The organism is Mycobacterium sp. SMC-4, from assembly GCF_050205565.1.
GTDB lineage: Bacteria > Actinomycetota > Actinomycetes > Mycobacteriales > Mycobacteriaceae > Mycobacterium.
Window position 1 is genome coordinate 1 of the sequence record NZ_JBNMQU010000004.1, and the last position, 13,808, is coordinate 13,808.

Below are 13,808 nucleotides of genomic sequence, written 5' to 3' on the forward strand. Positions count from 1 at the left end.
CCCCAGCGCGCCCCAGAGCCGCCGCGCCCAGCACCGGAACCCGTTGCAGCCGAACCGTCTTCACCGCCGCCGGTCCGTCCCCCGGCCGCCCCGGCCGTGGAAGCGCCCGCCACCACACCGGCGGCCGCCGTCGCGGCCGGTCAGCCCAACGCAGCCGCTGTGCGCAGCATGTGGTCGACGGTTCGGGAGAAGGTGCGCGAACGCAGCCGCACCACCGAGGTGATGCTCGCCGGAGCGATCGTGCGCGCCGTCGAGGACAACACCCTGGTGCTCAGTCACGAATCGGCACCGCTGGCCCGTCGTCTCACCGAGCAACGCAACGCCGAGGTCATCCGGGAAGCACTCAAGGACGCGCTCGGAGTCAACTGGACCATCCGCTGCGAAGCGGGCGCTGCGCCGACCCCTGCGGCACCGGCCGACGAGCCGCGCCGTGCCCCGGCCGAGCCTCCACCGCCGCCCGAGGAGGACGTGGAGGACATGCTCGCCGAGGCCAGCCACGCCGAAGCCGCGCCGCGCCGCGATCCCGAGGAAGCGGCGCTGGAGCTGTTGCAGAACGAACTCGGGGCGCGTCGCATCGAGGGCTGAGCGGCCGCGTCAGGGCGTCCACCACGGGCGCAAGGGCAAGCCGCCGTCACCGCCACGATCGTCGAGCTTGACGCCCAGCACCTGGTGCAGCTGAATCGCGTTCTGCTCGAAGCCCACTCGCGAGGCCGCCAGATACAGCCCCCACACCTTGGCAGTGGCCAGGCCGACCTCGGCGACCGCTTCGTCCCAGTGCTCGACGAGGTTGCGGTTCCAATCGCGCAACGTCAACGCGTAGTGGTGGCGCAGGTTCTCCTCGTGCAACACCTCCCACCCGACGTCCTGCATCTCGGTGATGATGCGCCCCGACCCTGTCAGTTCGCCGTCCGGGAACACGTAGCGGTCGATGAATCCGCCGGCAGAGGTGTTGTGCCGATTGTTGTTTCGGGTGATGCAGTGATTGAGCAGCAGGCCACCCGGCCGCAGCCGAGACTTCAGGAACTCGAAGTACGCCGGATAGTTGGCCACCCCGATGTGCTCGGTCAGACCGATCGAGGACACCGCGTCGAACTGCGTCTCCGCCACATCGCGGTAGTCCATGTGGCGGACCTCGCCCAGGTCGCCCAGGCCCTCCTCGGCGATCGCCTTCTGCGCCCACTCGGCCTGGTTCTTCGACAGCGTCACCCCGATGGCCCGCACGCCGTGCCGAGCGGCGTACCGCACCATCCCGCCCCAGCCACAGCCCACGTCGAGCAACCGGTCGCCGGGGGAGAGGTTCAGTTTCTCGAACACCAACCGGTACTTGTTGTCCTGGGCCTCGTCGAGGGTCGCGTCCTGGTCCGGATACGTCGCGCAGGTGTAGGTCATCGACGGGCCCAGGACCCACTCGTAGAACCTGTTCGACACGTCGTAGTGGTGATGGATCACCTCGGCGTCACGAGTCTTGCTGTGCCGCAACCCCTCTGCAACGCGACGCCAGCGGGGGAGGGCCTCCTGTGGCGGCGGTGCGACCGGCTTGAGGCGCTCCAGCCCGATCGACCGGACGATATTGGCCAGCACCCGTGCCGGCGGCCGCTTGAACTCCAGCCGGTCGGTCAGTGCGGTCAACACCGGGTAAGGGTCGCCCGGATGCACGCCGTGCAGCGCCAGGTCCCCGGAGATGTACGCCCGCGCCAGCCCGAGGTCGTTCGGTGCGGTGGCCAGGTACGTGGTGCCCCGCGGGGTCAGCAGCTCCAGTCCGAGCTCGGCGTCCGGTGCCCCGGCGCTGCTGCCGTCATAGGCGCTGAAGCGCAACGGGGATCGTCCGCCGGCCAGCAACTCGAGAATCTCGGCGAGGGTGAGTTTGCCGCTGGTGTGATGAGCCGTTGTCATTGCCGTCGCACCGCTTTCGCATACAAATCGAGAAACCGGGAGTCTGGGTCGTAGGTCTTCTTCACGGTGTTGTAGACCTCGCCGCCGTAGAGTTCGTCGAATTCCTCCCGCGAGTAGAACGAGTCGGAGTACAACGACTTGTGCCCGTCGAGGTCGCTGACCTTGCGCTCGATCAGTTTGTTGGTGTGCCCTTCCTCGGGTCCGACGGGCACCGACGACCAGAAACCCACGTTGACGTACGTCTGCTGCGGCCGGATCGGGTACAACGGCCAGCCGGCGTCGTCACGGAGTCGCAACGGACACAACCACATCGGCTCGATGGGCACGTTGTCCAGGAACCACTGCAGGAACTCGACGGTCCGGCCGGTCGGTACCTCGATGTCCTGCACCACCCGCTCACGCGGTGGGCGGCCGTTCCGCTTCTCGATGCGGTCGGCGATGTCGAAGCGCTGATCGTAGGCGATCAGCTTCCAGTAGACACTGCTGCGCCGGTACCGGCGCGGCCACCAGCGGCGGATCCGCGGGTTCTGTGCGCCGAACGCACGCGAACACCAGAACCAGTCGGTGTCCCACCGCCACAGGTAGTCGTGCACGGTGAGCCGGTCATGCTTCTCCCCGTCGGAATGCTGGATGGAGCGGTAGTAGATGTCCTGTCCGGTGTAATCGCTGACCGGGCCCGGGGCGGCCGTCCGCACCCCGAGGCACAGATAGCTCTCGTCGGCGCTGAACACCACCCCGTCGACGTAGTCCACGGGATCGCCGTCCAGACCGCGGGTTTCGACCACCCGGGCCATGGTCTCCATCAGGGCGTCCAACGAGTGAAAGCGGATGTGGCGCAATGCCACGAACGGCTCGACCGGCTCCAGCTCGATCTTCAGCCGCACGGAATAGCCGAGCGTGCCATAGGAATTGGGGAACGACCGGTACAGGTCGGTGTTCTCGTCGGGCGCGGCGCGCACGATCTCGCCGGTGCCGGTGAGGACGTCCATCTCCAGCACCGACTCGTGCGGCAGGCCGTTGCGGAACGACGCCGACTCGATGCCCAGCCCCGTGACCGCGCCGCCGAGGGTGATGGTCTTCAGCTGTGGAACCACCAGTGGCGAAAGGCCGTACGGCAGTGTGGCAGCGACCAGATCCTCGTAGGTGCACATGCCGGCGACGTCGGCGGTGCGGGCGTCGGCGTCCACCTCGATCACACCGGTCAAACCGGACACATCCAGTCCCGGCGCGTCGGTCTTGGCGCGGGCACGAAACAGATTCGACGTCGGTTTGGCGAGACGGACGGTGGCATCGCCAGGGATCGCGCGGTAGCTGGCCAGCAGCCGCTGTACCCCCTGCGCATGCCCAGCCCGTGATTCAGTCCAGGCAGCAGGCACACATATACGCTAGTCCGCAGAGACACGGGATGCGACTGCATCCGCAACTGACGAGGAGTGTGCACCGATGGGACAGGTCAGCGCGACGAGTTCGGTTCTGATCGATGCCGATCCGGCGACGGTGCTGGCCGCCGTTTCGGACTACGAGGCGATGCGCCCGAAGATCCTCTCCGAGCACTACAGCGGTTACCAGGTGCTCGAAGGCGGTCAGGGCGCCGGCACGGTCGTGCAGTGGAAACTGCAGGCCACCAAGTCACGCTCCCGCGACGTCAAGGCCAACGTCGACGTGGCCGGCCGCACCGTCATCGAGAAGGACGCGAACTCGTCGATGGTGACCAACTGGACCGTCGCCCCGGCAGGCCCCGGATCGTCGGTGACGGTGAAGACGTCCTGGCAGGGTGCCGGCGGCATCGGCGGGTTCTTCGAGAAGACCTTCGCCCCGATCGGGCTGCGCAAGATCCAGACCGAGGTGCTCGGCAACCTCAAGCGCGAGGTCGAGGGCACCATCGGGATCGAGGGCGTCCAGGGCTAGCCCTGGGTGCTCAGGAACGCCACGATCCCGCGCACCACCGCGTCGGCGTATTTCTGCCGGCCCTCCGGCGTCTTCATCAGCGCCGAGTCGGCAGGGTTTTTCATGTTGCCCAGCTCGACGAGGATCGACGGGAATTGCGCGAGATTCAGCCCCGCGATGTCCGAGCGCGGGTTCAGGCCTGAAGAGCCGATGTAGGTCGACGGCGGAATGCCCGATGCCTGCAGCTGGTCGCGCATCACACGCGCGAACTGCACCGACGGACCGGCTTGGGCCGCGTTGAGCGGCGGCGACGAATACAGCACGTGGAATCCGCGCCCGGTGGGCGGACCACCGTCGGCGTGGATCGAGACCACGGCATTGGGACGCAGGGCGTTGGCCATCGCCGCGCGCTCGTCCACGCAGGGCCCGGGCCCGGAGTCGTCGCCGCGGGACATCGCGGTGCGCACGCCAAGCCCGGTCAGGGCCTGGCGGATACGCAGCGTGGTGTCCCAGGCGAAGGAGTGCTCGGTGAGGCCGTCCGCGGCGGAGGTGCCGCTGGCCTGGCAGTCCTTGGTGCCACCGCGGCCGGTGGGCACTTGACGGCTCAGGCCTGCCATCGAGGCCTGATGACCGGGATCGAGGAACACGATCTTTCCGGCGACGGCGGACGGGGCGGCGTGTGCGGGAACAGAGACTGTGGCGGCGGTGACGAGCGCGGCCACCGCAGCGGCCCCGACACGCAGGAGGGCTGGCACGGGCACGGCGACACCGTAGCCGTGGGCCGGACTACCCTGGAAGTCCGAAGTGCCGCTTGTGGACGAGCGCAACCAAGTCGAGACCGATACGCAACCAAAGCAAAGAGGATCAGTCATGCAGCCCGGTGGCCAACCCGATATGTCCGCACTGCTCGCCCAAGCTCAGCAGGTGCAACAACAGCTGATGGAGGCGCAGGAAGCCCTCGCCAACGCCCAGGTGCACGGCCAGGCCGGCGGCGGACTGGTGCAGGTGACCATGCGCGGCAGCGGCGAGGTGGTCGCGGTGTCGATCGACCCGAAGGTCGTCGACCCGTCCGATGTGGAAACGCTGCAGGACCTCGTGGTCGGTGCGATCGCCGACGCGGCCAAGCAGGTCACCATCCTCGCCCACGACCGCCTCGGTCCTCTGGCCGGCGGCATGGGTGGCCTGGGCATCCCAGGGATGTGACTTTTTGTTCGAAGGACCTGTCCAGGATCTGATCGACGAGCTGGGCAAGCTACCCGGCATCGGCCCCAAGAGCGCTCAGCGCATCGCGTTCCATCTGCTCTCGGTGGAACCGCCCGACATCGACCGGCTGACCGCGGTGCTCAACCGCGTTCGCGACGGCGTCACGTTCTGCGCGGTGTGCGGCAACGTCAGCGACGAGGAGCGCTGCCGTATCTGCAGCGACCCGCGCCGCGACGCGTCGCTGGTGTGCGTGGTCGAGGAGCCCAAGGACGTCCAGGCCGTCGAGCGCACCCGCGAGTTTCGCGGCCGCTACCACGTGCTCGGCGGTGCGCTGGACCCGCTGTCGGGTATCGGTCCTGATCAGCTGCGTATCCGCGAGCTGCTCAACCGCATCGGTGAGCGTGTCGACGGCGTCGACGTCGCCGAGGTGATCATCGCGACCGATCCCAACACCGAGGGCGAGGCCACCGCTACCTACCTGGTGCGGATGCTGCGCGATATCCCCGGGCTGACGGTCACCCGCATCGCGTCCGGCCTGCCGATGGGCGGGGACCTCGAGTTCGCCGACGAGCTGACTCTGGGCCGGGCGCTGGCGGGCCGCCGCGCGATGGCGTAGCCGCGGGTCTGGGGTCGCGTCAGTCCGGTTGGGTCTGGGGTCGCGTCGGTCCCGTCCGTCCCGTTGGGTCTGGGGCCGCGTCGGTCCCGTCCGTCCCGTTGGTCACCTATCCGCTTTTTGCAGGGCCTTACTCGCACTTTCTTTGAGAAAAGCGGATAGGTGGGGCAGGTGATGCTCCACCGGTGCTGTGTCGGGGGTCGGCCGGTCCGGTTGGGTCTGAGGCCGCGTCAGTCCTGTTGGTCCCACGGGACACACCTATCCGCTTTTTGCAGGCCCTTACTCGCATTTCCTCTGAGAAAAGCGGATAGGTGGGGCAGGTGATGCTCCATGCGCTGCATGTCGGTGGGCCTTGGCACGATACCCGCATGAGTGAGGTCATTCTGGGCGGCGAAGCCGTCAGGGCGGGCGTGGTGACCAGACACGAGCTCGCACGTTGGTACACACCGCTGTACCGAGGGGTGTTCGTTCGCAAGGGTGCCGATGTATCGCTGCGTGACCGTGCGATCGGGGCGTGGCTGACCACCAAGCGCAAAGGCGTGGTCGCGGGGGTGGCAGCATCCGCTCTGCACGGAGCGTCCTGGGTCGATCCCGACATCCCGATCGAGGTGACCGGCGTGAAGAGCCGTCCGCAACCGGGGCTGATCACCCGCACAGATGGGCTTGACGACGACGAGATCGTTCATCGTTGCGGCCTTCCGGTCACCTCCCGCATCAGGACCGCGTTCGACCTAGGCCGGCTGCTGCCCCGTGGCGAGGCACTCGCGCGTCTGGATGCGCTGATGTGGAACCAGGAGTTCTCGACCGACGAAGTGGCCGAACTCGCCGACCGCAGACCCCGGGTCCGTGGGCTGGGCCAACTCCGTGACCTGTTGCCGCTCGTCGATGGAGGTGCGGCCTCACCGCGTGAGAGCCTGATCCGACTGTGGTTGTGCGACTGCGGCTTTCCGCGTCCGCAGACCCAGATTCCCGTCCTCGACGGCTCACGGCCGGTCGCGTTCCTGGACATGGGCTGGCCGCAGTACCAAGTGGCCGTCGAATACGACGGCGATCACCACCGTAAGAACCGCCAACAGTACGTCAAGGACATCGCGCGGGTGCGCATGCTCGAGGAGCTGGGCTGGATCGTCATCCGGGTGATCGCGGAAGATCCGCCGGCGCAGTGGCTCGCCAGAACCGAGGCCGCGCTGACATTGCGCGGCTGCCGTCTGGAAGTCGCCGAGGTGCAGCGGTTGGTCAGGACGCTCGCCGCGTAGCAGTTGTGAGCTGTGCGGCCAGCCGACGGTATCCGTGCAGGTTCACCACGCCGCGACGCTCGGGAGGCTCGTGGAGCCGCAGGTCCGGGTAACGGGTGAACAGCTCACGCAACGCTGTCGCGCCTTCGCTGCGGGCCAGCGCCGCGCCCAGGCAGACGTGGATGCCGGTGCCGAATGCCAGGTGCTCCTTGGCGTTCGGTCGGGTGATGTCGAACCTCTCCGGCCGGTCGAACACCTGCGGGTCGCGATTGGCGCCACCCAACAGCAAGACGATCACCGCACCCTTGGGAATCTCGCGACCCATGATCTCGGTGTCGTGGAGCGCGGCTCGCGCCGCGATCTGGACCGGGCTGTCGTAGCGCAGGATCTCCTCGACGGCCGTCGGCCACAAGGCCGGGTTCTCCTGCAACAGCGTCAACTGGTCAGGATGGGCGAGCAGCGCCGCGATGCCGTTGCCGATCAAGTTCACTGTGGTCTCCACCCCGGCGCCGATGAGAAGCGCTGCATTGGAGATCAATTGGCGTCCGGACAGGTGGCCGTTTAGTGCGAGCCGCCGCAGCGGTGTCTCGGTCGCCGGCGGAGCCAGATCGGGATCCGAGCCCTCGACATGCATGCGCCGGAAATGCTCGCGCAGATAGTCATCGACGTCGACGAGCCCGTCGATCGCGGCGCGGAACGGCCTCCACCCAATGCCGATGTCGAGCATCGCGGAGACCGTGTTGCCCCAGTGCAGGATCCGCGACCTGTCCCCGTCCGGTACCCCGAGCATCTCCGAGATCACCGCGGCCGGCAGGGGCGCCGCGTAGTCGGCGATCAGGTCCACACTCGCGTGCCGGCCGAGGCCGTCCAACAGGCTCGAGGTCAGCTCGCTGATCCGCGTCTCCAGGCCCGCGATCGGCTTCGGAGCGAAACTGTGCGCGACCAGACGTCGCAGCTCGGTGTGCTGCGGTGGGTCGGCCATCAACATCGACGGCGGCTCCACCGGGTTCGGCAACGCCGGGTCGACGCGTCGCACGAGCCGGAGCAGCCAGTCGGGCAGTCCCGTCTCCGACGGATCCGCCACACCGAAGGCACGGTCCCGCAACACTGTTCGACACACCTGGTGATCGGCGCTCGCCCACACCACCGGTGTTCGCAGCAACGGGCCCGCGTCGCGGACCTCCTCGATAAGTGACAGGCGGTCACCGTGTCCGAGCACGAGCCGGGCCAACGGCTCACCGCCGCGCGCCCGCATCGTCAGGAATGCCCGCGGTACGCCGTGCACGGCGGCCCAGCGCAACCAGACCGCCGGCCGGGACCTCATGCGACGGTCAGTCCGCCCGGATGCGGACCAGCGTAGTAATCGACCATCTGCTGCTCGCCGCGGTCGAGAGCTCGCACCCGCACCGATCTGCGGGCGGCGATGTCGAGGATCGCCCGCAGCCCGGGATGCGCCGCCGCGAGTTCGGCGCGCGCCTGTTCGGCGGGAACGTCGTCGTAGGCCGCCTGGTCGAGCTTGGCGGCCAGCATCGTGATCCATCGGTGCCGCAGCGCCAGCAGCAGGCCCTCCTCGTCGCCGAAGAGTCGACGTACTTCGACGGATCGTGCCGCGTTGTCCAGCGCGCGGGGGGCGTCGGTGGCGGCGTGTTCAACCATGTCGGCCATGAAGGCCATTCGCTCGTGCAACTGTGACCATGTCATGGCTCGACGCTATGAGGATGGGCCGCGGGAATCGTCGTGCCGCGGTCCGATCTTGAACTCCTACCGTGGTAGGAGGCCTGTTGCCTACCGCAGTCTGATGTCACCGAGGGCCCCGCGACCATAGACTGACACGATGCTGGCTGCGGTGAAGCGCCGTTTCCGGCGCTATGTGCGCCGGAAGGGCGAGATGATGCCGGGCGGCTTCTCCTGGCGCATCGTGGTGAGCATCGACGTGACCCTGTGGGCCGTCGCCGTGGTGGCGCTGCTGCAGCGACCCGCATCGCAGTGGTGGATCGGTGTCCTCGGACTCGTCGTCGCCTACGCGCCGTACATCGCGTTCTTCATGCTGGACGTCACCGTGGAGCCCCCGTTTGAGGCCTTCGCGCTCGGACTCGCCTGGATGGTGGCGATCTCGGTCTGGCTTTTCGCCATGTCGGCACCGATCGAGGGCGACTTCGCCCCCGTGCTGCTCGGCCTGGTGACCGGAGTAATCGGTTCGATGACATCGTTGCGGGGCGGAATGGTGGCTGCAGGCACTGCGGCCGCGATACTCGGCGCGGGTGTCGCGCTGGACCGCATCGACACCCCGTGGCTGTATCTCAGCTTCATCGGGATCGGTTGGCTCGTCGGGTATCTGATGCGTATTCAGCAGCAACTGCTGATGGAGCAACGGCAGGCGCAGCAGCAGCTGGCCGAACACGCCGCCACCGACGAGCGCCGGCGCATCGCCCGCGAGGTCCACGACGTCATCGCGCACTCACTGAGCGTCACCCTGTTGCATGTCACCGGAGCGCGCCGCGGTCTGCAGCAGGACCGCGATGTCGACGAAGCAGTGGACGCGCTCGAGCAGGCCGAGCGGCTGGGGCGACAAGCCATGGCCGACATCCGCCGCACCGTCGGCTTGCTCGACGACGCTGTGGGAAAGGTCGCGCCGGAGCCCGGTGTCGCCGACATCCCGCTGCTCGTCGACGACTTCGTGCGAGCGGGCCTCGACGTCGATGTCGAATTCAGGGGTTCGCAGGAGCGCATCTCGGCGACGGTGGGGCTGGCCTTGTACCGCATCGCGCAGGAATCACTGGCCAACATCGCCAAGCACGCACCCGACGCGCACGCGCAGATGATGCTGGCCGTGTCATCGTCTTCAGCGACGCTGACGGTGACCAACCGGCTGCCGGTTCCAGTGGCCACGGTGACAGGCAGTGTCGGCCGTGGGATGCACGGAATGCGCCAGCGCGTCGAACAATTCGGCGGCACGATCAGCGCCGGCCCGTTGGACGACCATTGGCTCGTCCGGGCGACGATCCCGTTCGACGACGGATCATGCATGTTCCGGGGCTGCAGCGTATGACCGGCGACACCATCGGAGCGCTACTGGTCGACGACCAGGAGTTGGTCCGCTCCGGACTCAGGCGGATCCTGCGTCGCAAGGACGGTATCGCCGTGGTGGGGGAGTGCGCCGACGGGGACGAGGTTCCTGCTGCTGTCGCCGAGTACCGGCCCGATGTCGTGGTGATGGACCTGCGAATGAAGCGGGTCAACGGAATCGAAGCGACGCGCCGGCTCACCGAGGCAGGCGGGCCGCCGGTGCTGGCGCTCACCACGTTCAGCGATGAAGAATTGCTCTCCGGTGTGATACGCGCGGGCGCAGCGGGTTTCGTCCTCAAGGACTCACCTGCTGAGGAGTTGATCCGTGCAGTGCATGCGGTGGCACGCGGTGACGGCTTTCTCGACCCGTCCGTCACAGCGCGGGTGCTCGACACCTACCGGACAGTGGCCGAGGAACCCGTCGGCGTCGAGGTCGACGACCTGACGCCGCGCGAGCTGGACGTGCTGCGGCTGATGGCCAAGGGTCGGTCCAACGCCGAGATCGCCGATGAACTGGTCATTTCGGGAGTCACGGTCAAGAGCCATATCGGCCGAATCTTCCTCAAACTGCGGTTGCGCGACCGTGCGGCAGCGATCGTCTACGCATACCAGCACGGGATCGTGGCACCGCGCGCGTGAGCCCGTCTGTGGATCCGCCTGCGCGCGGGCCCGCTAGGACTCGTCGATGCGCCGAACCGTCACCGGGAACTCGTCGGCCACCGCCCACGCTGTGCACTCACACCGCCGCCAGAACGTCCCGTCCCAGACGTCGTCGTACCAGCGCACCATCATCGGGCACCGTTGCCCGTGATCACAGGTGCCCGCAGCACAGGCGGTGCACTCGACCACCTCACACCCGCCGAGGTGCGGCCAGCCGTTCCCGACGCAGCTGCGTGACCTCCGGCAGATCCAACGGGGCCAGCGGCCCGACCACCTTCGCCAGCAGATGGTCGGCCAACTCCGGGTTGCGCGCCAGGCAGCACCCGTGCAGGTAGGTCGCGACCACCGAGCCCTGCACGGCACCGTCGTAGCCGTCACCGGCGCGGTTGCCCGCACCCTTGGTCACCGCGCCCAATGGCCGGGCTTCGGGTCCGAGAACTGTTCCGCCACGGTGGTTTTCGAAGCCGGTGAGTGGTTCGGTCAGGCCGTCGATCAGCGGTGTGGCTGCGACCTCGCCGATGCTGCGCTGCTCCTGCGGTGACGTGGTCGCGTCCAGCAGTCCGACGCCGTCCACGCGCTCACCGGCCGAGGTTTCATACCAGTGGCCCAGCACCTGGATGGCCGCGCAGATCGCCAGCACCGGAGCGCCGCGCGAAACCGCTTGCTGCAGACCGGGATAGCGGGACAGATGCTTGGTGGCCAGGCGCTGAGCATAGTCTTCGGCGCCCCCGAGGGTGTAGAGGTCCAACTCGGCGGGCACCGGATCGTCCAGCGTGATCTCGACGATCTCGGCGCCGATTCCCCGCAGCCGCAGGCGCTGTCGCAACACCAGCGAGTTGCCGCCGTCCCCGTAGGTGCCCATCACGTCGGGGAGCACCAGACCGATCCGCACCGTCGACTCACTCATTGAGGCAACCGCCTGTTCAGTTGCAGGAACGCCGTGTAGTTGGCCAGCACCTCGACGTGGCCGGGCGGGCACGACGCGATCGCGGCCATCGTGTCGTGTACCAGCGTGTGCTCGACGCCGGCGTACCCGAGGCGCACGGCCAAATCGGTGCCGCGCTCCCCGGCAGCCACGACCGGGACATTCTCGAAGTCTTCGAACCGCACATCCCACAACCAGGACAGATCTTCTCCGTCGGGCACCTGCCCGTTGACCGAGATGACCACGCCCGCGGCGTCGCGGTCGAGCATTGACAGCGCTTCCTGCCACCCGGCCGGATTCTTCGCCAACAGCAGCCGCACGGTGTGCGGACCCACCTGCACGGTCCGGTAGCGGCCCGCGACCTCGTCGACGGCCGACACCGCGGCCACCGCCGCAGCGGGATCGGCGCCCAGCGTCACCGCGGCAGCCACCGCCTGCGCGGCGTTGCCGCGGTTCACCGCGCCGGGCAACGTCAGCGTCATCGGCAGCTTCAGCCCGTCAGGCCCGTAGAGGTGGGTGTCGTCGAACCACCAGTCCGGGTCGGGCCGCTTGAAGTCGCTCCCGGTGGAGTGCCAGTGCCTGCCGTCGCGGACGATCACCTCGCCCGAGCGGGGACAACTCACCGAGTCGCTGGCCCAGCTGCCGCCCGCGGCTACCCAGACCGTGTGGGGGCTGTCGTAGGCCGCCGACGTCATCAACACGTCGTCGCAGTTGGCCACCACCACCGCAGCGGGATGACGGGCCAGCCCGGCCCGCAGGGTGCGCTCGATGTGGTTGATCTCACCGACGCGGTCGAGCTGGTCGCGGGACAGGTTGAGAAGGACGATCACCGACGGGGTCACCGCGTCGCTGACGTGGGGGACGTGCATCTCGTCGACCTCGAGCGCGGCCAGCGGCGCGTCCGGGGACAGCGCCAGCGCGGCGACCAGACCGGCGTCCATGTTGGCACCCTCGGCGTTGATCGCGACCTCGCCGAGCGTGCCCAGGGCGGCGGCGGCCATCCGGGTGGTGGTCGACTTGCCGTTGGTGCCGGTGATGACGATCGTGCGGCGGTTCCGGCCCAGCTGCGCCAGCAGCGAGCGGTCCAGCGTCATCGCGACCAGCCCGCCGATCATCGCGCCCGCTCCGCGACCGGTGACCCGCGAGGCCCACCGCGCCGCAGCACCTGCTGCGAGCGCGACCCGTCCGCGCCGTGTGACCATTCCCGGCAGTCTAGAGAAGCGTCCGACACGCGGCCTGATGGAGCACGGCTTGTCAGCGGCGCGTGCCATCCTCGGGGGTGTGAGCTCAACTGTGGCGACCCGCTGGGGCAGACCAGCAGATGAGCCCGGCTCAGGTTGGGCGGTCGTCGACGTCGAGACCAGCGGTTTCCGTCCCGGCCAGGCGCGGGTGGTCAGCGTCGCCGCGCTGGCCCTCAGCGACGACGGCAACGTCGAGAACAGCCTGTACACCCTGCTCAACCCGGGTGTCGACCCTGGCCCCACCCACGTGCACGGTCTGACGGCCGAGATGCTCGCCGGTCAACCCACTTTCGGTGACGTCGTCGCCGACCTCGCCGAGGTGCTGCGCGGCCGCACCCTGGTTGCCCACAACGTCGGGTTCGACTACGCGTTTCTGGCGGCCGAAGCCGAGCTGGTGCACGCCGAACTGCCGGTCGATTCGGTGATGTGCACCGTGGAACTGGCGCGCCGGTGTGACCTGGGCCTGGACAACCTGCGTCTGGAGACGCTGGCCGCGCACTGGGGTGTCACGCAGATCCGGCCGCACGACGCGCTCGACGACGCGATGGTGCTGGCACAGATCCTCAAGCCGGTCCTGGTGCGTGCCCACGAACTGCGCAAGTGGCTTCCGGTGCATCCGGTGACGCGGCGCCGGTGGCCCAACGGCCGCGTCACCCACGACGAGCTGCGCCCTCTGAAGGCGCTGGCCGCACGGATGCCGTGCCGGTACGCCAACCCGGGACGCTTCGTCGCGGACCGGCCGCTGGTGCAGGGCATGCGCGTGGCGCTGGCCGCCGAGGTCGACCACACCCACGAGGAACTCGTCGAACGCATCGTGGCCGCCGGGCTCGCCTACACCGACGCGGTCGACGCCCACACCTCGCTGGTGGTCTGCGACGACCCCGTGCCGGCGCAGGGCAGGGGCTACCAGGCCGGCGAGTTCGGTGTCCCGCTACTGGGCAGCGACGAGTTCCTGCAGCGGCTCGACTCGGTGATCGGCGGTTCGGCCATCGAGGAATTCGTCGAGCAGTCGCCGGCGGGCGACCAGTTCGCGTTGTTCTGAGCGTCCACCGGGTGACGTGCCACGTCGCCTCCGGCAGTTCAGA

At 68.3% G+C, this 13,808-nt stretch carries 14 protein-coding genes and 1 pseudogene; 8 read left to right on the forward strand and 7 right to left on the reverse strand.

The window, feature by feature from the left end; translation table 11 throughout:
• Positions 1 to 585: pseudogene (locus ACQI46_RS08740) on the forward strand (DNA polymerase III subunit gamma/tau); the annotation flags it as partial.
• Positions 586 to 594: 9 nt separating this feature from the next.
• Here ACQI46_RS08740 and ACQI46_RS08745 read toward each other — a convergent pair.
• Positions 595 to 1,893, reverse strand: a complete 1,299-nt coding sequence (locus ACQI46_RS08745; RefSeq protein WP_427093595.1) for a class I SAM-dependent methyltransferase — start codon at positions 1,891 to 1,893, stop codon at positions 595 to 597.
• Positions 1,890 to 3,269, reverse strand: a complete 1,380-nt coding sequence (locus ACQI46_RS08750) for an FAD-binding oxidoreductase (protein ID WP_427093596.1) — start codon at positions 3,267 to 3,269, stop codon at positions 1,890 to 1,892. Before ACQI46_RS08750 ends, ACQI46_RS08745 begins: the two co-directional genes overlap by 4 nt.
• A gap of 67 nt (positions 3,270 to 3,336) precedes the next feature.
• Between ACQI46_RS08750 and ACQI46_RS08755 the strand changes: the two genes are divergently transcribed.
• Positions 3,337 to 3,801: an SRPBCC family protein gene (locus ACQI46_RS08755; RefSeq protein ID WP_427093597.1), complete on the forward strand. Its 465-nt coding sequence runs from the start codon at positions 3,337 to 3,339 to the stop codon at positions 3,799 to 3,801.
• On the opposite strand, the gene ACQI46_RS08760 is transcribed toward ACQI46_RS08755, so the two are convergent.
• On the reverse strand, positions 3,798 to 4,535 hold the full coding sequence (locus tag ACQI46_RS08760) for an Rv3717 family N-acetylmuramoyl-L-alanine amidase (RefSeq protein WP_427093914.1): 738 nt from the start codon (positions 4,533 to 4,535) through the stop codon (positions 3,798 to 3,800). The two genes, ACQI46_RS08755 and ACQI46_RS08760, sit on opposite strands and share 4 nt — an antisense overlap.
• 115 nt (positions 4,536 to 4,650) lie before the next feature.
• Here ACQI46_RS08760 and ACQI46_RS08765 point away from each other — a divergent pair, with 115 nt between their 5' ends.
• The 3 genes from ACQI46_RS08765 (at position 4,651) to ACQI46_RS08775 (ending at position 6,852) form a co-directional block, all read left to right on the forward strand.
• Positions 4,651 to 4,983, forward strand: coding sequence for a YbaB/EbfC family nucleoid-associated protein (locus tag ACQI46_RS08765; protein WP_427093598.1), 333 nt, complete (start codon positions 4,651 to 4,653; stop codon positions 4,981 to 4,983).
• A gap of 4 nt (positions 4,984 to 4,987) precedes the next feature.
• Positions 4,988 to 5,599 carry a recombination mediator RecR gene (gene recR / locus ACQI46_RS08770; protein ID WP_427093599.1) on the forward strand — a complete coding sequence of 204 codons (612 nt, stop codon included), beginning with the start codon at positions 4,988 to 4,990 and terminating at the stop codon, positions 5,597 to 5,599.
• Positions 5,600 to 5,964: 365 nt separating this feature from the next.
• Entirely contained in the window at positions 5,965 to 6,852 is an 888-nt protein-coding gene (locus ACQI46_RS08775; protein WP_427093600.1) for a hypothetical protein, read from the forward strand.
• Here ACQI46_RS08775 and ACQI46_RS08780 read toward each other — a convergent pair.
• Together ACQI46_RS08780 and ACQI46_RS08785 are read right to left on the reverse strand one after the other, a co-directional pair.
• Positions 6,833 to 8,155, reverse strand: a complete 1,323-nt coding sequence (locus ACQI46_RS08780) for a cytochrome P450 (RefSeq protein WP_427093601.1) — start codon at positions 8,153 to 8,155, stop codon at positions 6,833 to 6,835. The two genes, ACQI46_RS08775 and ACQI46_RS08780, sit on opposite strands and share 20 nt — an antisense overlap.
• A complete protein-coding gene (locus ACQI46_RS08785; protein WP_427093602.1) occupies positions 8,152 to 8,532 on the reverse strand; it encodes a hypothetical protein in 381 nt (126 codons plus the stop codon). Before ACQI46_RS08785 ends, ACQI46_RS08780 begins: the two co-directional genes overlap by 4 nt.
• Before the next feature lie 133 nt (positions 8,533 to 8,665).
• Between ACQI46_RS08785 and ACQI46_RS08790 the strand changes: the two genes are divergently transcribed.
• The gene (locus ACQI46_RS08790; RefSeq protein ID WP_427093603.1) at positions 8,666 to 9,880 is read left to right on the forward strand and encodes a sensor histidine kinase; all 1,215 of its coding nucleotides are present in this window, start codon (positions 8,666 to 8,668) and stop codon (positions 9,878 to 9,880) included.
• Entirely contained in the window at positions 9,877 to 10,536 is a 660-nt protein-coding gene (locus ACQI46_RS08795; protein WP_427093604.1) for a response regulator, read from the forward strand. Before ACQI46_RS08790 ends, ACQI46_RS08795 begins: the two co-directional genes overlap by 4 nt.
• Positions 10,537 to 10,747: 211 nt before the next feature.
• Here the strand turns inward: ACQI46_RS08795 and ACQI46_RS08800 are convergent, their stop codons facing one another.
• Both ACQI46_RS08800 and ACQI46_RS08805 read right to left on the reverse strand, forming a co-directional pair.
• Complete coding sequence (locus ACQI46_RS08800; RefSeq protein ID WP_427093605.1) at positions 10,748 to 11,464, reverse strand: type 1 glutamine amidotransferase; 717 nt, start codon at positions 11,462 to 11,464, stop codon at positions 10,748 to 10,750.
• On the reverse strand, positions 11,461 to 12,684 hold the full coding sequence (locus tag ACQI46_RS08805) for a MurT ligase domain-containing protein (RefSeq protein ID WP_427093606.1): 1,224 nt from the start codon (positions 12,682 to 12,684) through the stop codon (positions 11,461 to 11,463). Before ACQI46_RS08805 ends, ACQI46_RS08800 begins: the two co-directional genes overlap by 4 nt.
• A 79-nt stretch (positions 12,685 to 12,763) precedes the next feature.
• On the opposite strand from ACQI46_RS08805, the gene ACQI46_RS08810 reads away from it, so the two are divergent.
• A complete protein-coding gene (locus ACQI46_RS08810) occupies positions 12,764 to 13,765 on the forward strand; it encodes a DEDDh family exonuclease (protein ID WP_427093607.1) in 1,002 nt (333 codons plus the stop codon).
• The last annotated feature ends 43 nt before the right edge of the window (positions 13,766 to 13,808 follow it).

Coding starts and splice junctions, on each gene's coding strand:
- ACQI46_RS08765 (WP_427093598.1), top strand. CDS start 4,651: ATGCAGCCCGGTGGCCAACCCGATATGTCCGCACTGCTCGCCCAAGCT.
- ACQI46_RS08755 (WP_427093597.1), top strand. CDS start 3,337: ATGGGACAGGTCAGCGCGACGAGTTCGGTTCTGATCGATGCCGATCCG.
- ACQI46_RS08800 (WP_427093605.1), bottom strand. CDS start 11,464: ATGAGTGAGTCGACGGTGCGGATCGGTCTGGTGCTCCCCGACGTGATG.
- ACQI46_RS08790 (WP_427093603.1), top strand. CDS start 8,666: ATGCTGGCTGCGGTGAAGCGCCGTTTCCGGCGCTATGTGCGCCGGAAG.
- ACQI46_RS08805 (WP_427093606.1), bottom strand. CDS start 12,684: ATGGTCACACGGCGCGGACGGGTCGCGCTCGCAGCAGGTGCTGCGGCG.
- ACQI46_RS08745 (WP_427093595.1), bottom strand. CDS start 1,893: ATGACAACGGCTCATCACACCAGCGGCAAACTCACCCTCGCCGAGATT.
- ACQI46_RS08780 (WP_427093601.1), bottom strand. CDS start 8,155: ATGAGGTCCCGGCCGGCGGTCTGGTTGCGCTGGGCCGCCGTGCACGGC.
- ACQI46_RS08775 (WP_427093600.1), top strand. CDS start 5,965: ATGAGTGAGGTCATTCTGGGCGGCGAAGCCGTCAGGGCGGGCGTGGTG.
- ACQI46_RS08785 (WP_427093602.1), bottom strand. CDS start 8,532: ATGACATGGTCACAGTTGCACGAGCGAATGGCCTTCATGGCCGACATG.
- ACQI46_RS08795 (WP_427093604.1), top strand. CDS start 9,877: ATGACCGGCGACACCATCGGAGCGCTACTGGTCGACGACCAGGAGTTG.